The organism is Kluyvera genomosp. 3 (assembly GCF_011765685.1).
GTDB classification, from domain to species: domain Bacteria; phylum Pseudomonadota; class Gammaproteobacteria; order Enterobacterales; family Enterobacteriaceae; genus Kluyvera; species Kluyvera georgiana_A.
The window spans coordinates 2,315,607-2,339,348 of sequence record NZ_CP050321.1 but is presented as its reverse complement, the minus strand read 5'-3'; the positions used below and the strand labels follow the sequence as shown (position 1 = coordinate 2,339,348).

The window sequence follows — 23,742 nt, the reverse complement described above, 5'->3', positions numbered from 1 at the left end:
AGTATCGCTCTATCATACCACATTCGGGCATTCTGAGCTTTGTTCAAAAAAACTGAATATAGAATTCGATATATTGCGCTATCCCTGTGGCAGGATTGTGAATAGAGTGTCACTAAGCAACAGGGCACAGCCCGTCAATCAAATATAAGGAATCACGTAATGAGCAAAGTATTAGTTCTGAAATCCAGCATCCTGGCAGGCTACTCTCAATCTGGTCAGCTGTCCGACTATTTTGTTGAACAGTGGCGTGAAAAGCACTCCGCAGATGAAATCACCGTACGTGACCTGGCCGCCAACCCGATTCCGGTACTGGATGGTGAACTGGTCGGCGCGCTGCGTCCGAGCGATTCCCCGCTGACTCCGCGCCAGCAGGAAGCGCTGAATCTTTCTGACGAACTGATTGCCGAGCTGAAAGCCCACGATGTGATTGTTATCGCCGCGCCGATGTACAACTTTAACATCCCGACTCAGCTGAAAAACTATTTCGACCTGATTGCCCGCGCTGGCGTCACCTTCCGCTACACCGAGAAAGGCCCGGAAGGCCTGGTGACCGGTAAACGCGCGATCATTCTGACCAGCCGCGGCGGCATCCATAAAGATACCCCGACCGACCTGATAACCCCGTACCTGAACGTGTTCCTGGGCTTCATCGGCATCACCGACGTGAACGTCGTCTTTGCTGAAGGCATCGCTTACGGCCCGGAAATGGCGACCAAAGCGACTGCTGAAGCCAAAGCAGCGATCGACAGCCTCGTGGCGTAATCGCCGTCTGACAGTCAAAAGCCCTGCACAAGCGCAGGGCTTTTTTTTGCCTTCCCGACAGCGTGCTACGGTTACTTTTTCTCGTAACGCAGGTAGCCTGCAATACCGCCGCCGCCATCTTTCGGGTGGTGAACGCCGTCATGAACCTCCACACAGGCGAAATCAAACGGTGATACACCCTCAATACAGGCCACATTTACGCCATACTGCTGCGGATTCGAACGCCGCTGATGGAAGGTATAAATGCCGCACACCGAGCAGAAAAAGTGCGCCGCCTCACCGGTATTAAAACGATACTCGGTGAGTTTATCCTTCCCTCGTAGGATTTCGATTCCCGCCAGCGGCGCAGAAACGGCAACCGCCCCACGCATCCGGCAGTACGAGCAGTTACAGCGACGCACAGTGTTGAAGCCATCGCTCAATTCAACGGTAAACGCCACCGCGCCACAGTGACACTGGGCGGAAAGTTTGTTAGTCATCGCGCCTCCCGTCAGCCTTTCGCGGCAATACCGTCAAGGGTCGCCAGCGTCTCAGCGGACAAGGTCAACTCCGCAGCCGCCATATTTTCCCGCAAATGGGCCACCGACGAGGTACCGGGGATCAGCAAAATATTCGGCGAACGGTGCAACAGCCAGGCCAGTGCAACCTGCATAGGCGTCGCGCCAAGCGAATGGGCAACCTCATTCAACGTGGAGGATTGCAGCGGAGAAAACCCGCCCAAAGGGAAGAACGGCACATAGGCGATACCGTCACGCGCCAGCGCATCAATCAGCGCATCATCGCCGCGATGGGCAATGTTGTATTCGTTCTGGACGCAGACAATCGGCGCAATCTTGCGCGCTTCCGCCACCTGCGTCGGCGTCACGTTGCTCAGCCCGATATGCTTCACCAGCCCCTGCTGCTGGAGCTCAGCCAGCACGCTGACGCTGGCTTCAATCGAGCCTTCGCCCGGCCCATGACCATCGCCAATCATCACGCGCATATTGACCACATCCAACACGTCCAGCCCGAGATTACGCAGGTTGTCATGGACCGCCTGCTTGAGCTCTTCGGGGGAAAATGCCGGTAGCCAGGAGGCGTCATCGCCGCGGCGGGCGCCGATTTTGGTGACAATCGTCAGGTCGTCAGCATAGGGATGCAGCGCTTCGCGAATGATCTGGTTAGTGACGTGTGGGCCGTAGAAATCGCTGGTATCGATGTGATTGACGCCCAGTTCGAGGGCTTCGCGCAGCACGGAGATCGCCGCATGACGGTCTTTCGGTGGGCCAAAAACGCCGGGGCCAGCCAACTGCATCGCCCCGTAGCCGAGGCGATTAACAAATTGAGAACCAAGGGAAAACGTACCGTACTGAGTCATAACGTCCTGCCTGTAGCATCATGAAAGTGACAGACAGTATAGAAACGCTTTCCCGTTAGTAACTGTGCTTTTTATGCCATAACGACAAAAAAAGCTTATTGTCCTGCCACACTACGCTGGTGACGATTCATCAGCCAGAACACCGCTACGCCCGCCAGCACAATTCCAGGCGCCGAAGCTGCCATCACGCCGACGGTCCCGGTGCCCAGCGCCAGCATTTTTCCCGCCAGCAGCGGGCCGCTCATCGCCCCCAAGCGCCCTACTGCCACCGCGGTGCCAACGCCGGTGGCGCGGATTTCGGTGCGGTAGAACAGCGGTGCCAGCGCATAAAGCACGCTCTGCCCGCCGGTGGCGAACATCCCGGCCACGAAGCCTGCGGCCAGCATCATGCCGAACGAGCTGGCCGCACCAAGAGAAATCAGCGATGCCAGCATGCCGCAGTAGATCAGCAGCGACATTTTGATGGGGCTGAGTTTATCCATCAACGCCCCCAGCATCAGCGTACCGAGCGCCGCGCCGATTTGCAGGGCGAACATGACTCCGGCCGCCTGAGAACGGCTAAAACCCTGATCGACCAGCAGCATCGGCAGCCAGTTGATCAGCATGTAAACCACCAACAGCGTGAAGAAGTAGCACAACCACAACAGCAGCGTCGAAGAAGCGGTTCCGGAAGCGAAAATTGCCCGCAGCGGTGCGGGCGCCTCCTGCTGCTGGCTGCTGAACGCCTGTGACTCCGGCAGACGGAGCATCAGCAGCGGAACCAGTAACAGCGGCACCACGCCGCCGACCCAGAAGATCGTTTGCCACGCCTGCGTCAGGCCGCTAAAGCCCATCGCCGCCGCTAATGCCGCGCCAATCGGCACGCCGCAGTACATCAGGCTCACCGCCGTGCCGCGAAAACGCGGGCCTGCGGCTTCCGAAGTGAGCGCAATAAGGTTAGGTAGCGCGGCGCCTAAACCGGCCCCGGTCATAAAGCGGGCAAAGACCAGCGAGTGAAAATCCCACGCCAGCGCGGTGACGATGGAAAACAGACCAAACAGCACAACGGACCCCAACAGCACCTTCTTGCGCCCATGCCTGTCGGCGAGCATGCCGCCGAACAATGCGCCCGGCAGGAGGCCGAGGATCCCGGCGCTGAAGATCCAGCCCATTTGCATTTTATCGAGTGAAAACGCCTGAGCGATGCCCACAGCGGCAATGCCCGCGGCCTGTAAATCCAGCCCTTCCATCAGGGCGACCAAAAAGCAAAGCCCGACGGTTTGCATCAGGCGAGCGGTGTTCGGCGGTGAGGAGACATGGGTAATATTCGACATAGTGCTACCTTCTGTAGAGTGCAGGTGTAAAGACGGCTGGTACATTGCCAGCCGCGTTTTTTTCTTTGCCATGCGTCCGGTCGATACATTGCCGACCGGATCGTTATCAGGCTTGCGCTTTCGCTTTCAGATCCAGCGCCACGTCGACGATCATATCTTCCTGACCGCCCACCATCCGGCGTTTGCCCAGTTCGACCAGAATATCTACCGCGCTCAGGCCGTAACGTGCGGCCGCCACTTCGCTGTGACGCAGGAAGCTGGAGTAAACACCGGCATAACCCAGCGCTAACGTCTCGCGATCGACGCGCACCGGACGGTCCTGCAATGGACGCACCAGATCGTCCGCCGCGGCCATCAATGCATACAGGTCGGTACCGTGCTGCCAGCCCTGCTTATCGGCGGCGGCGATAAATACCTCCAGCGGTGCGTTACCGGCCCCCGCGCCCATCCCCGCCAGGCTGGCGTCGATGCGGTCGCATCCCTCTTCTACCGCCACCAGCGAGTTAGCGACGCCGAGGCTCAGGTTGTGATGCGCGTGCATACCGGTCTGGGTTTCCGGCTTCAACACCTCTTTCAGCGCGCGGAAGCGATCGCGGATGTCGTTCATGTTCATCGCACCGCCGGAATCCACCACGTAGATGCAGGTCGCGCCGTAGCTTTCCATCAGTTTCGCCTGTTTTGCCAGATTTTCCGGCGTTGTCATATGGCTCATCATCAGGAAACCCACGGTGTCCATGCCCAGCTCACGGGCGTACGCAATGTGCTGTGCGGAAACGTCCGCTTCCGTACAGTGCGTCGCCACACGCACGACACGCGCCCCGGCCTGGTACGCATTTTTCAGATCGTGCAACGTCCCGATGCCCGGAATCAGCAGCGTGGCGATTTTGGCGTGCTGCACCACTTCCGCGGCGGCGGCAATCCACTCGATGTCGCTGTGCGCACCGAAGCCATAGTTAAAGCTTGAGCCTTGCAGACCATCGCCGTGTGCTACTTCAATCGAGTCAACGCGCGCGTCGTCCAGCGCTTTAGCAATCTGGCGCACGTTATCGAGCGAATACTGATGACGAATCGCGTGCATGCCGTCGCGTAAGGTCACATCCGAGATATAGAGTTTTTTACCGTTCATGCGACTTCTCCTGCCACTTTCACCAGCGTTTGGGCCATTTTTTCTGCGGTCGACATTGCCGCAGAGGTCATGATGTCGAGGTTACCGGCGTAGGCCGGCAGATAGTGCGCCGCCCCTTCGACTTCCAGATAGACGGCGGTTTTCAGCCCGGAGAACTGCCCAACGCCCGGAATGTTGACCGGTTTATCCTGTGGAATCACTTCAAACTGGACTTTTTGTTTCAGTCGATAGCCCGGCACATAGGCCTGCACCGCCGCCGCCATCTCTTCAATCGACGCCTCAATCTCCGCCTGTGACGCCGCTTCGCTCAGCACATAGACGGTGTCGCGCATCATGACCGGCGGCTCAGCCGGGTTGAGAATGATGATGGCTTTCCCTTTCGCCGCGCCGCCGACCACCTCAATCGCCTGCGAGGTCGTTTCGGTGAATTCATCGATGTTAGCGCGCGTTCCCGGCCCGGCCGATTTACTGGAGATCGAGGCGATAATTTCCGCGTAGTGCACCTTCGCCACGCGTGAAACGGCCGCCACCATCGGGATGGTCGCCTGTCCGCCGCAGGTCACCATGTTGACGTTGCCCTGCGACAGATTTTTGTCGAGGTTGACCACCGGCACGCAGTAAGGGCCGATGGCTGCTGGCGTCAGATCAATCAGGCGAATCCCCGGTTTCGCCTTGCGCAGCGCGGCGTCGTTTTTGACATGCGCGCCGGCGCTGGTGGCGTCGAAGACGATGTCGATGTCGGCAAATTCATCCATCGCCATTAAGCCGCTCACCCCTTCGTGGGTCGTGGCAACGCCCATTCGCGCGGCGCGGGCCAGACCATCGGAGTTCGGGTCGATCCCAACCATCACCGACATTTCCAGATTCTTGCCGTGGCGCAGGATTTTGATCATCAGGTCGGTGCCGATATTGCCGGAACCGATGATGGCGACTTTACATTTGCTCATGACTGACTTCCTTCTTGCTCTGAAAACGTCGCGGATACCGAGCCAATGCCCTCGATTACCGCCTCGAAACGATCGCCCGGCTTTATCGCCACCATCGGCCCCAGCGCGCCGGTGAGCACAATATCTCCCGCACGTAGCGGCTCGCCCAGGCTGGCCATTTTGCGCGCCAGCCAGACGGCGGCGTTGAGCGGATGGCCCAGGCATTCACTGCCGCGACCGCTGGAAACTTGTTCATTGTTACGCGTCATGGTCATCGCGCAGTTTTTGAGATCCAGCGCTGCCGGACGCTGCGCCGGGCCGCCAACCACATACACGCCGCAGGAAGCGTTATCCGCCACGGTATCCGCGAATTTGATTGACCAGTCGCGCACGCGGCTGCCCACCACTTCCAGGGCCGGAACCACCCACTCGATGGCGTTATACAACTCATCAAACGTGGTGTCGGCATGCGGCAGATCGCGCTTTAACACCAGCGCGATTTCCGCTTCAATTTTGGGCTGTAGAACGCGACCAAAGGGAATGGTTTCGTTATCGCCGTAACACATATCGGCAAACAGCGTGCCGAAGTCCGGCTGGTCAACGCCCAACTGCTGCTGCACTTTCGGATGGGTCAACCCCACCTTACGCCCGACGATACGACGCCCTTGCGCCACTGCGTGCTCGACGTTAAGACGCTGAATAGCGTACGCCGCTTCCGCGTTATCAATACCAATCACCTCACGCAGCGGCTCAACAGCCACACCCGTCTGCTCGGCTTCACGCAATGCGGCGGCCAGCGAGGCCAGAGAATTTGTAGACATAGCGGCTCCTTATTGACGCGCGAGGAAGTTCAGCACCAGCTGGTTGAAGGCTTCTGCATGCTCCCACTGCGCCCAGTGCCCGCAGTCGCGGTAAACGTGCAGTTCGGAACCGTTGATGCCGGAAAGCAGGCGCAGACCCGCGTCCATCGGCACGAAACGATCGTTACGTCCCCATACCACCAGGGTCTGGGCCTTAATTTCCCCCAGACGCGGGCCGAAATCCGGGAACTGTTTCGGGTTGGCTTCCAGGCTCTTGATAAAGTTTTCCAGGTGATCGCGGCGCGACAGCATATTGTTCAGGCGCGCTTCAAACAGCGCCTCCGTCAGGTCGCTGGTGTCATAGACGAAAATACTCATCATTTTCTTGAGGTTTTCGATAGTCGGCTCACGGTACAGCCCGTTCAGCAGCTTGATACCTTCCGTCGGCATCGGGGTGAACAGGCTCATGCCGCCGGTGCCGCCGCCCATCAGTACCAGTTTGCCTACACGCTCAGGCCAGGTCAGGGTGAACGCCACCGCGCTGTGGCCGCCCATCGAGTTACCGAGCAGATGGACTTTCTGGATATCTAACTGATCGACCACGCTTTTCAGAATGCGCGCATTCAGGTCAGAGCGAGAGCCGGTATTGACGATCGAATCGCTTTTGCCCCAGCCAGGGCAGTCCAGCAGGATCACGCGGTAGCCCGATTCAACTAACGGGTCAATGTTGCGGCTAAAGTTGGCCCAGCCTGTGGCACCCGGGCCTGAACCGTGCAGCAGTACGACCGTTTCATCGCCCTGACCGCAGTCGTTATAGTGAATGCGCAGCGTCTGTCCGGCTTCTTCAACGTTGAGGAAACGGCTGGTTGCGGCTTCGGTTTGAGGTTGATAGCTCATCATATTCTCCTGCTTAATCAATTCGTTGTGGTGGCGCTTAACGAGCCAAATCCGGCGATCCATTCAGGGATCGGGCGATAGTAACGGCCTTCCGTGCGGTAACTGCCCATCGCGGAAAGCGTGGCGAACGCGGCGGCCCAGGTTTTGACTTCATGGGTCGATTTGCCTGCGATCGCGGAAAGTTCTTCGTTGCTGATGGCGTCCAGTTCCGCCAGGCGGCCCTGCTCCAGCAGCGTCATAAACTGGTTGTCCCAAATCGGGTTCAGCGGATGCAGGGTTTTCTGGTCTTCCACAAAACGTTCGGCGGCTTCAATGACCCGACGCTGACGCAGTTCGCGTTCATCCGGCGGCAGCTGCTTGCCGCTGCCCAGCAGGCGGTCGCGCATATGGGCGTCGACTTTTGCCAGTTCAGGGACCGGCGGCTGATGCGAGAGGCCGCCGGAGCCTAAAATCAGCACCCTTTTATTGAGCGTTGAGAGAAAACGGCCCATCGCTTCACCAAGCATGCGCGTGCGCTGGAAGCCCGGCAGCGGCGTGGCGACACCGTTGATAAACACCGGCAGCACCGGCACCTTGTCCAGCCCGCCGAGCAGCAGCTCCAGCGGCTGAGCAAACCCGTGATCGACCTGCATGCAGTAGGAGACGGCGAGATCGATGCCGCTTTTCATCACCGAATGGGCACAGGCTTCCGCCAGCTCCGTCGGGACCGGCAGCACGCCCGCGGCGGTGGAAAAATCGCCAATCGAGGTGGCGCCGACGCCTAAACAGAACGGGGGCATCACGTCATAGAAAAAGCCGTTGTAGTGATCCGGAGCGAACAACACCACCAGTTCGGGATCAAACGCCGCAATACGCGCGCTGGCGGCGGCAATCACGCCGTCCACTTCATCCAGCACGTCCTGTGCCGGGTCGACATAGCCCACCAGCGGCGTGTGGGAGAGACAGTGGAGATAGGTTTTCATCTCAGGCCACCTTTTCTTCATTAAGAGCCGATTCCACGCTCGTCAGCGCCATCACGTGAGCGAGCTGGTCAAGGGTTTTATTGAGGGTTTGCGGGATAGCCAGCGCGGCGACGAATCGGTCCGGGCGCACCACCACCAGCGAAGCGTTCTGCGCGGCAAACCAGGTTTTCAGGCGGTTCTGGGTATCGCCAAGGCGAATCACGCCGTCAAAATTGTCCTGCGGGGTACGAATCTGGACGTCCGGCACCACCTGGATAAAACAGGTTCCCAGCGCACGCCATTGCGCAATCTGACTCTCGCTCATCCCCCACAATGGGTTGCAGCCCCAGGCGATCACCGCGAACTTCGCGCCAATCACATCATCCAGCAGCGCGACATCGCCATTTTCGCGGGTCACTTTCGGTTGGATAAACATCTTGCCAACCGGAGACGCTTTCGCATTACCTTCCAGCAACAGCGCGCCTTCACGGTACTGTGGCATCGGCTTAAAGCGCATTTCGAGGAAGTAACGTTTCACCGGCGGAATGTAGTTCAGCAGCCAGGAGATACCGTCGCGCACGGTGCCATGCCAGCGTTTCGCCGGTGCCAGGACGTTACCGGCGGTGACGGAGAGATCGATCATCGCTTTGGCGTGGTCACGACGCTCTTGTTGATAGCTATCGAGCAGCGAATCACCCGCTTTGCCGTTCACCACCATCGCCAGTTTCCACGCCAGGTTAAAGGCATCGCGCATGCCGCTGTTGTAACCCTGCCCCTGCCACACCGGCATGATGTGGGCTGCGTCACCGGCCAGCAGGACGCGATCAACACGGAAGCGTTCGGCGATGCGCGCGTTGTGGGTGTAGACGCGCTGGCGGATCAGCTCTACGTTATCCGGGTCCGGCAGCACCTGACTGAGTAAGCGGCGCATGTTTGCCGGTTCGCTCAGCTGCGCTTCGGTTTCGCCCGGCATTACCATAAATTCAAAGCGACGTACGCCGTGCGGCAGCGCCGCCGAAACATAGGGGCGAACCGGGTCGCAGCACAGATAGATATGCGGCGTCGCCAGCGGGTCATTAGCGATGTCGATAACGATCCACTGGTTTGGTGCGGTTTTCCCTTCAAACGGCACGTTTAACGTGCGGCGGATAAAACTCGCGCCGCCGTCGCACGCCACCAGCCAGTTCGCCTGCACGGTTTCACGTTCGCCATCCGGCCCCTTCAAGTTGATCGTGACAGTGTCACCGCTTTGACTAAACGCTTCCAGCTCGCGAGAGAACAGACAGCGAACGTTTGGAAAACGGCGCAGCCCCTGGTACATCACCTCATCCACCTGGGGTTGAATAAAGGCATTGCGGCGCGACCAGCCAAACTCGTCTGTCATCGGCTGAATGTCAGCAAAGCAGCGGCCTTTCGGTGTCAGAAAACGCATCGCGTGCCACGGTGTGGTGTGCGGCAGCACTTTATCCACCAGCCCGACGGACTGCATGGTGCGCAGCGCTTCATCATCAATACCAATGGCTCGCGGGTAGTCGATCAATTTATCCAGCTTCTCGACCACCAGCACCTCAACGCCCATCTGCCCCAGGTAATTGGCCATCATCAGCCCCACCGGGCCGGCGCCAGCAATAGCCACCTGTACCTGATGTTGAACGGCGGGTTGGATATCCGGATTGGATGTTGTCATTTTCAATACCTCACGACTCGGACCAGGCGCGTTTGTTGTGTTACAACACAAGCGCGCTTGTTAATTTGATGTAAAAATATTTTTATAATGAGCGCAGTATATGTCCGGGGATTTAGGCTACAATCAAAACAGACCAGGATGTGCACCAGGTGCACAACGTTGTTTTAGATATAAAAATGTCAGGAAATATGAAGAATAACGATGCGACCGATTACAAAACCGTGCGGGGTTTAACGCGGGGTTTATTGTTGCTGAATTTGTTAAATAAATTCGACGGAGGCGCGTCAACCGCGACGTTGGCGGAGTTTAGCGGCCTGCACCGTACCACCGTCAGAAGGCTGCTGGAGACCCTCCAGGAAGAGGGGTATGTGCGACGCAGTTTGTCAGATGATAGTTTCCGTTTGACGATGAAAGTGCGGCAGTTAAGTGAGGGATTTCGTGACGAACATTGGATTTCTGCACTTGCGACACCGTTACTTGGAGAATTATTGCGCGAGGTCATTTGGCCGACCGATTTAACCACGCTGGACGTCGACGCCATGGTGGTACGTGAAACAACCCACCGTTTTAGCCGCCTTTCCTTCCACCGTTCGATGGTGGGTCGCCGTCTGCCGTTGCTGCTGACCGCTTCCGGCTTGACCTGGCTGGCCTTTTCGCCGGAGCACGAGCGTCAGCCCATTATTGAGATGCTGGCAGCGAGACCGGAAGAGGAATACCAGTTGGCCCGTGAGCCGGAAAAACTGCACGCGATTCTCGAGAATACGCGCAAAAACGGCTACGGTTCAAACTTCCAGGGCTGGCAACTGGAGCAGAAAATCGCCTCTATCGCCGTACCGGTCCGTAGCCAGGAGCGCGTGATTGGCTGCCTGAACCTGGTGTATATCGCCAAAGCGATGACGATTGAACAGGCGGCGGAAAAACATCTGGCCGCCCTGCTGCGCATTACCCGGCAGATTGAGGAGCGAATGGAAGAGGAAGAAATTTTTTATGAGCACCGTTAAACGCGGGATTTTCGCAGTTAACGTATAAGTGTTATCGCCACAGCCGGGTTTTTCTTATCAGCCGTTGTTTCTACTATCCGGGTATTGCCAGTCCATACCCGGAGACATCATGAAAGCATTTGCCATTACCCGCGCAGCCACCAACGGCAGCAACATTGCGTTTATCAACGAAATTACCCTCCCCGTCCCGCAGGCTCAGGGGCATGATTTGTTGGTTGAAATCAAGGCGATTTCCGTTAACCCCGTCGACACCAAAGTGCGTGCCGGTTTCTCTGCCGACACGCCGCGTGTGCTGGGCTGGGACGCCGTTGGCGTGGTAAAAGCCGTGGGTAATGACGTCACCCTTTTCGCCCCTGGCGATAAAGTCTGGTACGCCGGCGCGTTAGGCCGCCCCGGCAGCAACAGCGAATTCCAGTTAGTTGATGAACGTATTGTCGCGTTAAAACCACGCTCGCTGGATAACGCGTCTGCCGCCGCGCTCCCGCTGACCGCCATCACCGCATGGGAGCTGCTGTTCGACCGACTGGGCGTAACACGCGACGGTAACGAAGGCGATACGCTGCTGATCGTCGGCGCAGCAGGCGGTGTGGGTTCCATTCTGACCCAGCTAGCCAGCAAGCTGACCAAAATGACCGTCATCGGTACGGCCTCACGTCCGGCAAGCCAGCAGTGGGTTCGCGAAGCCGGTGCGCATCACGTGATTGATCACAGCAAACCGCTAAGCGAAGAGCTGGCGCGTATTGGCGTCAAAGAAGTGACCCACGTTGCCAGCCTGAACAATACTGAGGCGCATTATCTGTCGCTGATCGCCGCGCTGGCCCCGCAGGGCAAACTGGCGCTGATTGACGATCCGCAAAGCCTTGATGTGGTGCCCTTGAAGCTGAAAAGCATTTCGCTGCATTGGGAGTTTATGTTTACTCGTTCCATGTTTGAAACCCGCGACATGATTGCCCAGCATCAACTGCTGTCTGAAGTGGCGACGTTAATCGATAATCAGGTGATTAAAACCACGCTCGGCGAGCATTACGGCGCGATCACCGCCGAAAATCTGCAAAAAGCGCACGCACAGCTGGAAACCGGTCGTGCGGTCGGGAAAATTGTGCTGGAGGGGTTTTAAGATGATTTCCATTATTGCGGTGCTGAAAGCGCGCCCGGGTAAAACGGAATCCTTGCGCGACGCGCTGAAAGCACTGCTGCTGCCCACACGTCAGGAGCCAGGCAATCTCGACTATACGCTCTTTCAACTGCGTGATGAGCCAGAGACGTTTTACATGCGGGAATCCTGGCGAGATGAGGCGGCGCTGGAGGAACATATTGCGTTGCCGCACTTTCAGGCTTTTATTGGGCAGATGGAGAGCCTGTTGGCAGAACCGCTACGGCTGGATTACTTAACGCCGATTGAGGCTGACTAACGTTGAATATGCACTCTCTTCTTCAGAAGAGAGTGCATCGTCTTACACCACTGCGGTGGTCAACCGCGAGGAGCAGCAGAGCTGCCCCTGCTCGTCAAAGATCTCAATTTGCCAGACCTGATGGCGACGCCCGGCATGCAGTGCTTTACACACTCCCCGTACTCGCCCGCTGCGGACAGAACGAATATGGTTAGCGTTAACCTCCAGCCCGACCACCCGCTGCTCGCCTTCAGTACACAGGTACCCGGCGACAGAGCCCAGCGTTTCGGCCAGCACGACAGATGCGCCGCCGTGCAGCAGGCCAAACGGTTGATGCGTGCGGCTATCCACCGGCATCGTCGCTTCCAGCGCATCGTCCCCCAGGTGCGTAAACTGAATATCCAGCAGCCCCACCATATTCCCCTCACCCATGGCGTTAAGCGCCTCAAGCGTGGTTTGCCGTCTCCAGATCATCCGATAATCTCCAGTAAAGCCTGTAATGGATGGCGCACGCCGTTACCCTCAACGCGCTTCACCTGACTACGGCACGAGTAACCTGTTGCCAGGCAGCGATTGCGCGGAAGGCGCTGCATCGCCTGCTGCCACGACAATTCGTAGATCCCCAGCGAATTAGCGTGGTTCTTCACCTCGTGGCCGTAGGTTCCCGCCATACCACAGCAGCCCACGCTGACGTTTTCCAGCGTCGCGCCAAAGCGGGCGAAGATTGTCGCCCACTGCTTCGGCGCCGTCGGCAGCGCGGTCACTTCGGTACAGTGACCAAACAGATACCAGGACTCACCCGATGGCGATACGCTTTCGCGTTGCGCCACCGCCTGCGGCAGCCATTCGTGCACCAGCATAACGTTGAAGTCGCCGCGCTGGTCGCCCAGCACCTGCTTGTACTCGTCGCGATAACACAGCACCAACGCCGGGTCGACGCCCACCATCGGCATCCCGAGCGCCGCAACACGGTTCAGATAATCCGCCGTTTTCTGCGCGGTTTTGGTAAAGCGAGTGACGAAGCCCTTAATATGCTGCGCCTTACCGTTCGGAGAGAACGGTAGCAGCACCGGCTGATAGCCGAGTTTATCAATCAGGCGAACAAAATCGGCCACCACCTGCGCGTCGTAGTAGCTGGTGAACGGATCCTGCACCACCAGCACGGTTTGCGCTTTTTGTTCCGGCGTCAACGTTTCCAGCTGTTCGAGCGTCATATTGGCCGAACGATGGGTAACCATCTGTTTTTGCAACGATGGCGCGGAAAGCAGCGGTAAATCGACCATGCCGATGTGTTTTTCCGACAGCTTGCGCACCAGCGGTTGGCTCATAAAGAAGTTGAAAGTCTTCGGCGCGCGGGCCATCAGCGGAGCATAGCTTTCGACCGTTGCCACCAGATGATCGCGCACCGGGCGCAGATAACGGGTGTGATAGAGCTGAAGGAAACGAGAACGGAACTCCGGCACGTCGATTTTAATCGGACACTGAGTTGAGCAGGCTTTACAGGCCAGACAGCCTGACATCGCCTCTTTCACCTCATGAGAGAAGTCATATTCGCCCTTACGCGCGTGCCAGCTGTTGCGCGTGCGCTCAACCAACGAACGCAGGCTGGCGCGTTTCTCCGGCAGCTCTCTTTCCAGTAACAACGGGTCAACGCCGCGATCCGCCAGCAGACGCAACCACTCGCGTACCAGCGTGGCGCGGCCTTTCGGCGAGTGCATGCGGTTATTGGTGATTTTCATCGACGGGCACATCGGGCTTTTGGCATCGAAGTTGAAGCACAGGCCGTTGCCGTTACACTCCATCGCGCCGCGCCAGGATGAACGCACGGTCACCGGGATTTGTCGGTCGTAGGTGCCGCGTTTCACCGCGTCCACCTTCATCATCGGGGCATCCACGCCTTCCGGCGGACAAATTTTACCAGGGTTAAGGCGGTTGTCGGGGTCAAAAGCCGCCTTCACTTTGCGCAACTCACCGTACAACTGCTCGCCGAAGAAAGCCGGGCTGTATTCCGCACGGAAACCTTTTCCGTGCTCGCCCCACAGCAGACCGCCATATTTAGCCGTCAGCGCCACCACTTCGTCGGAAATCTGCTTCATCAGCACTTCCTGCTGCGGGTCGCACATATCCAGCGCCGGACGGACGTGCAGCACGCCCGCGTCGACGTGGCCAAACATACCGTAGCTCAGGCCATGGCTATCGAGTAGCGCGCGGAATTCCACAATATAGTCGGCGAGATGCTCTGGCGGCACGCAGGTGTCTTCAGCAAACGGGATCGGCTTAGCCGCCCCTTTGGCGTTACCCAGCAGGCCTACCGCTTTTTTACGCATAGCGTAAATACGCTCGATGCCGTCCAGATCGTTACAACGCTGCCAGCCAATCAGCCCACCTTCATTCTGTGCAATCAGTTCATCCAGACGTGCACACAGCGCGCTGACCTGGCCTTCAATCATGGCTTCATCGTCACCAGAGAACTCAACGATATTGAGCCCGAGCATCTCTTTATCGGGAACGTCGGTAATCAGCTCACTCACCGAATGCCAGACGATATCTTCCCGTGCCAGGTTCAATACTTTCGAATCGACGGTTTCAACCGACAGGGCGCGCGCTTCTACCATAAAGGGCGCATTGCGCAGCGCGGAGTCAAAGGAGTCATACTTAATATTGACCAACCGACGAACCTTCGGCAGCGGCGTAATATCCAGTCGCGCTTCGGTAATGAACGCCAGCGTGCCTTCCGAACCGGTGAGAATACGGGTCAGGTCAAACTCAGTCATCTCATCGTTAAAAACGTGGCGAAGGTCATAACCGGTGAGGAAGCGGTTAAGTTTGGGAAATTTGTCGAGGATCAGCTGACGGTTGTCGCGACAGCGTTCAAAGACGGTGCGGTAAATACGCCCCGCTGCCGACTGCTCTTTGGCTAACGTCTCGGCCAGCGCGACCGGCACCGGCTGCGTATCGAGAATATCGCCCCCCAGCAGCACGGCGCGCACGCCCAGCACGTGGTCGGAGGTTTTGCCGTACACCAGCGACCCCTGTCCGGAGGCGTCGGTATTGATCATCCCGCCCAGCGTCGCTCGGTTGCTGGTCGACAGCTCCGGGGAGAAGAAATAACCGTAGGGTTTCAGGTACTGGTTAAGCTGATCCTTAATCACGCCCGCTTCCACGCGCACCCAGCCCTCTTCAGGGTTGATTTCAATGATGCGGTTCATATAACGGGACATGTCGATAATAATGCCCTGATTCAGCGCCTGGCCGTTGGTGCCAGTGCCGCCACCGCGCGGGGTGAACACCAGGGATTGAAAGCGTTCTTCTGCCGCCAGACGAGCCAGCAGCGCGACATCCGCCGTGGAGCGCGGGAACACTACCGCATCGGGAAGAAGCTGGTAGATACTGTTATCGGTCGCCATCGTTAGCCTGTCGGCATAGCGGGTGGCGGTATCGCCGGTAAAGCCTTGTTGCTCCAGTGCCTGCAAATAATTCAACACCAGCTGAACTACGCCAGGTGCCTGAGAAATCTGTGGGATCATTACGTTTGACCCTTTCTGAATGTTGTGTTGTACGCACAGGGTCCGCCGGTTTGCGCTCAGGCGGCACACTGTGGATAGATAATTAATCGTTTGCGTCGTGCCGTTATCGTTTTATCACATTTTTTTCTTATACGCCCGGGAGTTTTTGTCGCAGAATCAGCGCCGGGAATTTATTGATATTATTATCAATGAACGATTTACGCTGCGTCAGCGCTCTGACGAGCAACAGAAGGTAAAACTCATTTATGAACACGATCCCTCGGCCTCGTGATATTCCACAAATACTGCTATCGGTGCTGTTTTTAGCGTTGATGATCATCGCCTGTTTATGGATTGTTCAGCCGTTTATTCTGGGCTTCGCCTGGGCGGCGACTATCGTGATTGCCACCTGGCCTGTGCTGCTCTGGTTCCAGCGCCTGCTTTTCGGTCGCCGTTCGCTCGCCGTACTGGTGATGACGCTTTTGCTCTTTTTACTGTTTGTTATTCCCATCTCTCTGCTGGTCAACAGCCTGGTTGACGGCAGTACCCCGTTGGTACATGCCATCACCAGCGGCAATTTGACACTGCCGGACCTGGCCTGGTTAAACAGTATTCCGTTTATTGGCGCGAAGCTCTACAGCGGCTGGCATAGTCTGCTGGACATGGGGGGCAGCGCGCTGATGGCGAAAGTTCGCCCTTACATCGGCACCACAACCACCTGGTTTGTCGGCCAGGCGGCGCACGTCGGCCGTTTCCTGATGCACAGCGCGCTGATGCTGCTGTTTAGCGCCCTGCTGTACTGGCAGGGGGAGAAAGTCGCCTTCGGGATGCGCTACTTCGCTACGCGCCTTGCCGCCAAGCGCGGCGATGCGGCGGTGCTGCTGGCGGGACAGGCCATCCGCGCCGTGGCGCTCGGCGTGGTAGTCACCGCGCTGGTCCAGGCGGTACTGGGCGGGATTGGCCTTGGTATTTCCGGCGTACCCTACGCCACGCTGCTGACGGTGGTGATGATCTTCTCCTGCCTGGTGCAACTGGGGCCATTGATTGTTTTAGTCCCGAGCATTATTTGGCTGTACTGGACCGGAGATACCACCTGGGGCACGGTGCTGCTGGTGTGGAGCTGCGTGGTGGGCACGATGGATAACGTGATTCGCCCGATGCTGATTCGTATGGGCGCTGACCTGCCGATGATTCTGATTCTCTCCGGCGTTATCGGTGGTCTGGTCGCCTTCGGCATGATTGGCCTGTTTATCGGCCCGGTGTTACTGGCTGTCTCCTGGCGTCTGTTTGATGCCTGGCTACACGAAGTGCCACCGCCATCGACCGATCCGGACGACGTGCTGGAAGAGCTTAACGAGCTGGAAAAAGATAACTATCCGAAACAATAAGATAGATAAAAGGCGGGGAAACCCGCCTTTTACTTAAGTACCGCTGATTTATTTCCTCTTTTTTGCCCCTGAAGCGCCCTCTCTCTGCGACATACCGCGGAAATCATTCACATTTATTTAACTATTGAGACGAATCCGATCGACGCAAAAATCGGCCATGCCTACTATAAGGACCAAGGCAATAGATCAACCCCTTGATTTATATATCCCCTGAGTGAAACAACGAATTGCTGTGTGTAGTCTTTGCCCATCTCCCACGATGGGCCTTTTTTTGCCTGTTGCACAGCAATCCCCCGGATGCGTCACATCCGGGTTCGCGATTAACGCCCCACTTCGCAGCGGCTCATCATTTGCCAGTTGAAAGGCAGAACGCGGATCTCACCGGTTACCCTCACCGTCGCGCGGCCATGGATATCCGCCGAAGAACTCCCCACCTGAAGTTCAAACTCGCCGGGCTCAACAATGCGTTGGCCTTCGTAGCTGGTGAAGTTGAGCATATCGACCGGCAGCGTGAAGATGAGCGTCGCCTGTTCACCCGGCGCGAGCGTAACGCGCTGGAACGCTTTCAGTTCCTGAAGTGGGCGAACCATTGAGGCGACCTTATCGCGGACATAGACCTGAACGACTTCACTGCCGCTGCGTTCACCGTGGTTTTTCACCGTCACACGTAGCGTGATGTCACCGTCGATAGACACTTCTGACTGCGTTAACTGCGGCTCACCGTAGTGGAAATCCCCCCAGCCTTTGCCGTAGCCAAATGGATACAGCGCGCCAAAATGGAACGCAAACGGCGTACCGCCGCTCTTCAACTTGTGGTTGTAGTAAAACGGCATCGCGCCCGCGCTTTTCGGTACGCTCACCACCAGACGCCCCTGAGGTTCAGCGCGGCCAGTGAGCACATCAGCAATCGCCCAACCGCCTTCCTGCCCCGGTGCCCAGGCCAGCATTAGCGCCGCCACTTTTTTCTCCAGCCCTTGCAGGTTATATGGACGTCCGCCGGTCATCACCACTACCACCGGCTTGCCGGTATCCACCAGCGCCTGAAGCAGTTGTTGCTGAACGCCTGGCAGATTCAGGCTATCGGTATCCGACCCTTCCCCTACCGTCCCACTCTGGAACAGACCCGCCAGATCGCCGACACAGGCGACGATCACATCGCTGTCCTGCGCAGCACGCACCGCGTCGGGAATCAGGCTGAGATCCTGTGACACCGGGGAGGACTGCATCGGTTTGCCCGAGCTGTCGCCGGGGAAAACCGGCGCACCGGCCATTCTCTGCTCGATGATGTGACAGCCTTTGGCATAACGTACATGGCTGTCGCCAAGATAGTCACGCAACGCCGCCAGCGGCGTGGTGACCTGCGAGGTGTTGTCGACCATATCGCTGATAATCAAATGCACAGGGAAGCTATAGCCGCTAAGCAGTGCCAGCGGGTCGTCCGCGGTTGGGCCAACGACCGCAACGCGTGAATTTCCAGCGATTGGCAGCGCATTGCGATTCTCCAGCAACGTGATGGATCGGGTAGCCACCTCTCTGGCCACCTGTCGCGTTGCGTCGGACTGTAACGAGATAGCGTTTTCATCAACGTAAGGATGCTCAAACAGACCAAGACGGAATTTTTCCGTTAAGGTACGCGAGACGATTTCGTCGATTTTTTCCGGGGTGATTAACCCACGCGCAACCGCCTCTGCCAGGTGACGCGCACAGTCATCTTTCGGCAACTCAACATCCAGTCCGGCGTTAAACGCCAGCGCCGCCGATTCCGCCGCATCCTGCGCCACGCCATGGTGCTGATGCAGCAGGCTGACGCCACCGTAATCGGCAACCACAATGCCGTCAAAGCCCCAGCGCTCACGCAATATGGTGGTCAACAGGAAGCTGTCACTGTGGCCGGGTTGGTTGTCAATGTCGTGATAGGCCGGCATCACCGAACCGGCGTGCGCACGTTTCACCGCCATCTCAAACGGCAGCAGGAAGGTATCATTCAGTTCACGAAAGCCGAGATGCACCGGCGCGTGGTTACGCGCTCCTTCGCTGAAAGAGTGGCCGACATAGTGCTTCAGCGTCGCCAGCACGTCGCGTTTCTCGCCCTGCAGGCCTTCAACATAGGCGCAGGCCATCACGCCCACCAGCCACGGGTCCTCGCCAAATGTCTCTTCCGTGCGCCCCCAGCGCACATCGCGTGAAACGTCCAGTACCGGCGCCAGCCCTTGCTTACAGCCCGTGGAGCGCGCCTCTTCCCCTATTTGCCGGGCCGTGCGTTTCACCAGTTCAGGATCCCAGGTGGAACCATAGTTTAGCGACGAAGGAAACAGCGTTGCATCCTTGCACAGGAGCCCCACCAGACATTCTTCATGGAACAGTGCGGGAATCCCCAGACGCGTTTCTTCCATCATCATTTTTTGCAGGCGGTTAGCCGCGCGCACGCCGGTTTTGGCGTCGACAATATGGGTACCCAGCGGGCGGGTGATCTGCCCGACGCCCATCTTTAAACGTTCACTCAGGGAAGTTTGCTCACTGACGCCCGCAAACTCATCGCTCATGTCGGTACGCTCACGATGGTTGCCATCTTCCGACAGCACCAGCCACCAGGCATGCATCTGGGCGTATTTCTCTTCAGGCGTCATTCGCGCCAGTAAATCGGCGACGCGTTCCTTAATGGGACGTTGAGGATCTTTGTAAATCGGGGTCATAGCCATTCTCCTGATTCGCTGATAAATAGCCGAAAATATTCCGCTAAGCTTGTGGTCCAGGTAGCAGTATTCAGAAGTGACGGATGGGGAACAATTGTTGAAATTGCCTGAAGATTTACGATATTTGGTTTTCTTTGCGGAGTGTGATCGCCCGCAACTCTTGTAGCATGATTACAGGCATTTCTTAGCGCTATGGCGCGCGTTCAATGGTTTTCTTCGGCATATTGTTTACGGTATTGCAAAGGGGACTGGCCCAACATTTTTTTAAAGCAGGTAATAAAATAGGTCATATCAGTAAAACCTACGGTATGGGCAATTTCCGTCACGTTCAGTGACGAATAGCGCAACAAATCGCAGCTTTTTTTAATTCTGCGCGTCAGAATATACTCTTGGATCCCTCCTCCCGTTTGTTGGCGGAAAATTCGCGAGGTGTAGCTGCGTGAAAATCCCATGTCCGATGCCAGCTCATCCAGCGAAAATTTCTGCTGATAATGTTCTTCCACCCAATGCATGATGCGGGCAGCGATCGTCTGCTGCTGATGGGCCTCGCCTTGCAGTTGTTCAGGGAGAAAATCCAGTAACTGCATCACCAGAAAAGCGACATCGCTGGCGGAGTTATAGCCTTTACGCTCCAGCGCTTCGAAGCGATCGAGGATATGAGCGACATAATCTGCATGTTCGCTGAGATCGTGAATTTGCGCAGGCGCGTGCGTGCCAGACAGTGCAGCAAATTGCGCCTGCTGGCGTGGGAACATTCGCAAGGCACTATTCACTTCATTGTGCTCAATATGCATCGCCGTGCGATAAGAAGGGTTGTTCTCTGCCACCTCAACCTGCACCTTATGCAGGCGAAATGGCGGGAAGATAAAAAGCCGGCCGGGCCTGGCCGTGTAGTGCTGCTTGTCTACGACAACAATCCCATAACCCTTTGAGATATATAGAAACTCAACACACTGATGCCAGTGATAATAATGAGCGCTTGACCCCATTGGCCTCTGAAACGACACCACCTCATTTCCTAGCGCAATTCTTTCCAGCTTTTGCGGTTCACTCATTTTTCACCATGACAATAAAATTAAGCTTTACTGCTATACATTGCAGATATTGCTTAATGTTTGAACATAAATCTAATCAAACTTAAAAATGACAATAATTCTGTGAACATGCTCACGCTAGCACGGGAAATAAAGACGCTAATCTCCGTCCGTCAGCATCCGGGTTGTGCTTTCAGGCCTTATCCTATAAATATCTATCAACACGGCAGGAAATTATGATTACGACAGAATATGTTATGCTTGTTCCGTACTCTGATGATTACCCAATTTATACTGGAGTCGCATCATGAACACGATGTTATTGACCCGTATAGCACAGTTCAAAATGAGCAGTTTTATATTTCTCTATTTTTTTACCTGGTCTTCCAGCTTTGGGTTATATGCCTTATGGTTAAGTCAGAAAGTTGGATTGGATAGCGTCACTATTGGTACTGTATTCGCCGTCAATGGTGTCTTTGCCGTAGTATTAAAGCCAGTATACGGTTACATCATGGACAAAATAGGGATGAGCAAGTGGTTGCTCTATTTTGTTTGTGCCACATCAGCTTTAATGGCACCTTTTTTTGTTTTTATTTATCAACCTCTACTGCTAAGCCATACGCTGCTCGGAATTATTATAGGGGCATTTTATTTAAGCTTAGGCTGGTATGCCGGTGTGGCAGCCGCCGAGTCGTATGCCGATCGCTTCAGTCGCCTTTACGGTCTGGAGTTTGGCCGTATCAGAATGTGGGGTTCGCTTGGCTGGGCGCTTGCCGCCTCGGTGTCGGGGGTACTTTTTAACTATACGCCCGCGGCTAACTTTCTGCTGAGCAGTACGACCTCTTTAGTGATGCTGGCGGTGTTGTTGAGTTTGAAGATAGGTGACGAACAGCTGCGCAATAACACCGTTATCTCCGATCACAAGATTGTTTTTGCCGATGTCATCGCCTTGATGCAAAGCCGTAAATTCTGGATGTTTAGCCTGTATGTCGCCGGCGTTGCGTGGATGATGTTTGTCGCGGAGCAACAGTTCCCGCGCTATTTTGTCTCCTTCTTTGCCACCAAAGAGCAAGGTAATGCCTGGTATGGTTACCTGGGGACGCTACAGGCCGGTATCGAATTTCTGATGATGATGTTTATTCCGGCGTTAGTTAACTATTACGGGGCCAAAAAAGGATTATTGCTCTGTGGGTTAGTGGTGGGTTGCCGTCTGATTCTGTCTGGCTTGACCGTCGACCCTATTATGATTTCGATTATCAAACCTTTCTATGGTGTTGAAATCGCGCTGCTCTTAATATCAGTTTTTAAATACATCGCGGAGCATTTCCACAAACGGGTCAATGCCACCATGTATTTATTAGGTTATCAGGCCATGGTCTATGTAGGTTCCGTTGTCGTCGCACCACCGGCGGGTTATTTATACGATAAAATAGGTTTCTCTCACACATTTTTAATCATGGGCTGCTGCGCGTTATTATTCACAGCCATCTCGGCTTTTACCTTATCCAGCAGCATTGCAGGAAAAAAGACATTACCAGCTCGGGCTGAAAGCGCGTAATCAAGAATTATTTAAACACCCAAGTAGTAATTACAGGATAATTTATGACTAGTAATAAAACGGCGCACGTCGTTACTGAAGCCCTGCGCCCATTCGATAACGCACCGATAGATCGTCAGGTATTAAAAATAAAAGTGGATAATGCTCTTCAGCATATTACCTCACAGATTGACCGCACGCTATTTGCGCTGGGCGATAAGTTTCCTAATGAAGCCTGCGAAGGAGGGAAATGGCAACCGGCAGAAAATAATCAGTGGACCAATAGTTTCTGGACCGGCCAGCTTTGGCTACTCTGGGAGATGACCGGCAACGATAAATATCGTCAGGCGGCTGAGCGATTTATTCTCTCTTTTGCTCATCGGCTGGCAAACCGGGTTGAGACGGATACCCATGATCTTGGTTTTCTCTATAGTCTCTCCTGCGTAAACGCATGGCGTCTGACCGGCAATACCCGTGCGCGCGATATCGCGCTGCATGCGGCGGAAATGATGATGCAACGCTACAACCCCACGGCGGGGATTATCCAGGCCTGGGGCGATCTGACGGACCCGGAGCAACAAGGGCGGATGATTATCGACTGCAATATGAACCTTCCGCTGCTCTACTGGGCTAGCGAGCAGACGGGTAACCCTGCCTTTGCCCAGGCGGCATTGTCCCACGCCACGCAGGCTGCAAAATATATTGTCAGGCCCGATGCTTCGACGTATCACACCTACTATATGGACGTGAACACCGGCGAACCGCGCTATGGCAACACGCACCAGGGCTATAGCGATAGTTCCTGCTGGGCGCGTGGACAGGCGTGGGGAATTTACGGGTTTATGCTCAGCTACCTGTATACCGGCAAAAGCAGCCTGGTCGACCTGACGCGTAGCCTGAGCCACTACTTTATCAACCGTTTGCCAGAAGACTTCGTCTGCCACTGGGATCTGGCGCTCGTTGATACCGACGCCGTGCGTGACAGTTCTGCCGCCGCTATTGCAGCCTGCGGGCTGCTGGAGCTGACGAAAGCGCTCCCTGCGACCGATGCGCATCGGATGCAGTATGAAGAGTGCGCACTGCACATTATTCATTCATTAACGGAGCACTATCTTTCTACCCATGACGAGAGCTGTGAGGGACTGCTGATGCATTCGGTTTATCATATGCCGGCCGGTAAAGGCGTTGATGAATGCTGTTCCTGGGGAGATTACTTTTACCTTGAAGCTCTGATTCGCGTACGTCAGTGCTGGAAGCCTTATTGGTAACTCAGGTGAGAATCGCGCTAATTGAACGTTTGGCGCTCATAGCCGTAACAGTATGACTCACCATAAAAAAATCCGTAATCTCTGTGAGATTACGGATTTCTATATCACCGCTTTG

At 56.1% G+C, this 23,742-nt stretch carries 20 protein-coding genes and 1 other RNA gene; 8 read left to right on the top strand and 13 right to left on the bottom strand.

From position 1 onward, the window contains the following. Positions 1 to 159: 159 nt before the first annotated feature. On the top strand, positions 160 to 762 hold the full coding sequence (gene azoR, locus GY169_RS10915) for an FMN-dependent NADH-azoreductase (RefSeq protein ID WP_064545170.1): 603 nt from the start codon (positions 160 to 162) through the stop codon (positions 760 to 762). A 71-nt stretch (positions 763 to 833) separates the two neighbouring features. Here azoR and GY169_RS10910 read toward each other — a convergent pair whose 3' ends face one another. From GY169_RS10910 to GY169_RS10870, 9 genes are all read right to left on the bottom strand, one after another. Continuing rightward, a complete protein-coding gene (locus tag GY169_RS10910) occupies positions 834 to 1,241 on the bottom strand; it encodes a GFA family protein (RefSeq protein ID WP_163446482.1) in 408 nt (135 codons plus the stop codon). Between the two features lie 11 nt (positions 1,242 to 1,252). Beyond that, a complete protein-coding gene (locus GY169_RS10905; RefSeq protein WP_163446483.1) occupies positions 1,253 to 2,119 on the bottom strand; it encodes an aldo/keto reductase family oxidoreductase in 867 nt (288 codons plus the stop codon). A 95-nt stretch (positions 2,120 to 2,214) separates the two neighbouring features. Beyond that, positions 2,215 to 3,432, bottom strand: a complete 1,218-nt coding sequence (mhpT, locus tag GY169_RS10900; protein ID WP_163446484.1) for a 3-(3-hydroxy-phenyl)propionate transporter MhpT — start codon at positions 3,430 to 3,432, stop codon at positions 2,215 to 2,217. 106 nt (positions 3,433 to 3,538) lie between these two features. Further along, on the bottom strand, positions 3,539 to 4,558 hold the full coding sequence (gene mhpE, locus GY169_RS10895; protein WP_167575739.1) for a 4-hydroxy-2-oxovalerate aldolase: 1,020 nt from the start codon (positions 4,556 to 4,558) through the stop codon (positions 3,539 to 3,541). Continuing rightward, a complete protein-coding gene (mhpF, locus tag GY169_RS10890) occupies positions 4,555 to 5,505 on the bottom strand; it encodes an acetaldehyde dehydrogenase (protein WP_167575738.1) in 951 nt (316 codons plus the stop codon). The genes mhpE and mhpF overlap by 4 nt, the downstream gene beginning before the upstream one ends. Continuing rightward, positions 5,502 to 6,305 (bottom strand): 2-keto-4-pentenoate hydratase, encoded by an 804-nt coding sequence (mhpD, locus tag GY169_RS10885; protein ID WP_167575737.1) that lies wholly within the window; start codon positions 6,303 to 6,305, stop codon positions 5,502 to 5,504. The genes mhpF and mhpD overlap by 4 nt, the downstream gene beginning before the upstream one ends. A gap of 9 nt (positions 6,306 to 6,314) precedes the next feature. Next, complete coding sequence (gene mhpC, locus GY169_RS10880; RefSeq protein WP_167575736.1) at positions 6,315 to 7,181, bottom strand: 2-hydroxy-6-oxonona-2,4-dienedioate hydrolase; 867 nt, start codon at positions 7,179 to 7,181, stop codon at positions 6,315 to 6,317. Positions 7,182 to 7,198: 17 nt separating this feature from the next. Further along, a complete protein-coding gene (gene mhpB, locus GY169_RS10875; protein WP_167575735.1) occupies positions 7,199 to 8,143 on the bottom strand; it encodes a 2,3-dihydroxyphenylpropionate/2,3-dihydroxicinnamic acid 1,2-dioxygenase in 945 nt (314 codons plus the stop codon). Between the two features lies 1 nt (position 8,144). After that, positions 8,145 to 9,809, bottom strand: coding sequence for a bifunctional 3-(3-hydroxy-phenyl)propionate/3-hydroxycinnamic acid hydroxylase (locus GY169_RS10870; protein ID WP_167575734.1), 1,665 nt, complete (start codon positions 9,807 to 9,809; stop codon positions 8,145 to 8,147). A 188-nt stretch (positions 9,810 to 9,997) separates the two neighbouring features. Between GY169_RS10870 and GY169_RS10865 the strand changes: the two genes are divergently transcribed. The 3 genes from GY169_RS10865 to GY169_RS10855 all read left to right on the top strand — a co-directional run bounded on the left by GY169_RS10865 (position 9,998) and on the right by GY169_RS10855 (position 12,222). Beyond that, entirely contained in the window at positions 9,998 to 10,810 is an 813-nt protein-coding gene (locus GY169_RS10865; protein ID WP_167575733.1) for a DNA-binding transcriptional regulator, read from the top strand. 109 nt (positions 10,811 to 10,919) lie between these two features. Further along, positions 10,920 to 11,927, top strand: coding sequence for a zinc-binding alcohol dehydrogenase family protein (locus GY169_RS10860; RefSeq protein ID WP_167575732.1), 1,008 nt, complete (start codon positions 10,920 to 10,922; stop codon positions 11,925 to 11,927). 1 nt (position 11,928) lies between these two features. Next, on the top strand, positions 11,929 to 12,222 hold the full coding sequence (locus tag GY169_RS10855) for a putative quinol monooxygenase (RefSeq protein ID WP_163446493.1): 294 nt from the start codon (positions 11,929 to 11,931) through the stop codon (positions 12,220 to 12,222). A gap of 42 nt (positions 12,223 to 12,264) precedes the next feature. Here GY169_RS10855 and menI read toward each other — a convergent pair whose 3' ends face one another. Together menI and GY169_RS10845 are read right to left on the bottom strand one after the other, a co-directional pair. Then, on the bottom strand, positions 12,265 to 12,675 hold the full coding sequence (gene menI / locus GY169_RS10850; RefSeq protein ID WP_163446494.1) for a 1,4-dihydroxy-2-naphthoyl-CoA hydrolase: 411 nt from the start codon (positions 12,673 to 12,675) through the stop codon (positions 12,265 to 12,267). Beyond that, a complete protein-coding gene (locus GY169_RS10845; protein ID WP_167575731.1) occupies positions 12,672 to 15,728 on the bottom strand; it encodes an FAD-binding and (Fe-S)-binding domain-containing protein in 3,057 nt (1,018 codons plus the stop codon). Before GY169_RS10845 ends, menI begins: the two co-directional genes overlap by 4 nt. A gap of 245 nt (positions 15,729 to 15,973) precedes the next feature. Here GY169_RS10845 and ydiK point away from each other — a divergent pair, with 245 nt between their 5' ends. Both ydiK and rprA read left to right on the top strand, forming a co-directional pair. Beyond that, positions 15,974 to 17,095 (top strand): AI-2E family transporter YdiK, encoded by a 1,122-nt coding sequence (gene ydiK / locus GY169_RS10840; RefSeq protein ID WP_064545139.1) that lies wholly within the window; start codon positions 15,974 to 15,976, stop codon positions 17,093 to 17,095. 175 nt (positions 17,096 to 17,270) lie between these two features. Next, positions 17,271 to 17,370, top strand: an RNA gene (rprA, locus tag GY169_RS10835) — antisense sRNA RprA. A 45-nt stretch (positions 17,371 to 17,415) separates the two neighbouring features. On the opposite strand, the gene GY169_RS10830 is transcribed toward rprA, so the two are convergent. Continuing rightward, the gene (locus tag GY169_RS10830; RefSeq protein WP_167575730.1) at positions 17,416 to 19,788 is read right to left on the bottom strand and encodes a glycoside hydrolase family 3 N-terminal domain-containing protein; all 2,373 of its coding nucleotides are present in this window, start codon (positions 19,786 to 19,788) and stop codon (positions 17,416 to 17,418) included. Between the two features lie 203 nt (positions 19,789 to 19,991). After that, positions 19,992 to 20,843 carry a helix-turn-helix domain-containing protein gene (locus tag GY169_RS10825; protein ID WP_163446498.1) on the bottom strand — a complete coding sequence of 284 codons (852 nt, stop codon included), beginning with the start codon at positions 20,841 to 20,843 and terminating at the stop codon, positions 19,992 to 19,994. A 286-nt stretch (positions 20,844 to 21,129) separates the two neighbouring features. Between GY169_RS10825 and GY169_RS10820 the strand changes: the two genes are divergently transcribed. Both GY169_RS10820 and GY169_RS10815 read left to right on the top strand, forming a co-directional pair. After that, positions 21,130 to 22,380 carry an oligosaccharide MFS transporter gene (locus GY169_RS10820; protein WP_167575729.1) on the top strand — a complete coding sequence of 417 codons (1,251 nt, stop codon included), beginning with the start codon at positions 21,130 to 21,132 and terminating at the stop codon, positions 22,378 to 22,380. A gap of 44 nt (positions 22,381 to 22,424) precedes the next feature. Then, positions 22,425 to 23,627, top strand: coding sequence for a glycoside hydrolase family 88 protein (locus tag GY169_RS10815; RefSeq protein WP_167575728.1), 1,203 nt, complete (start codon positions 22,425 to 22,427; stop codon positions 23,625 to 23,627). Positions 23,628 to 23,742: the final 115 nt, after the last annotated feature.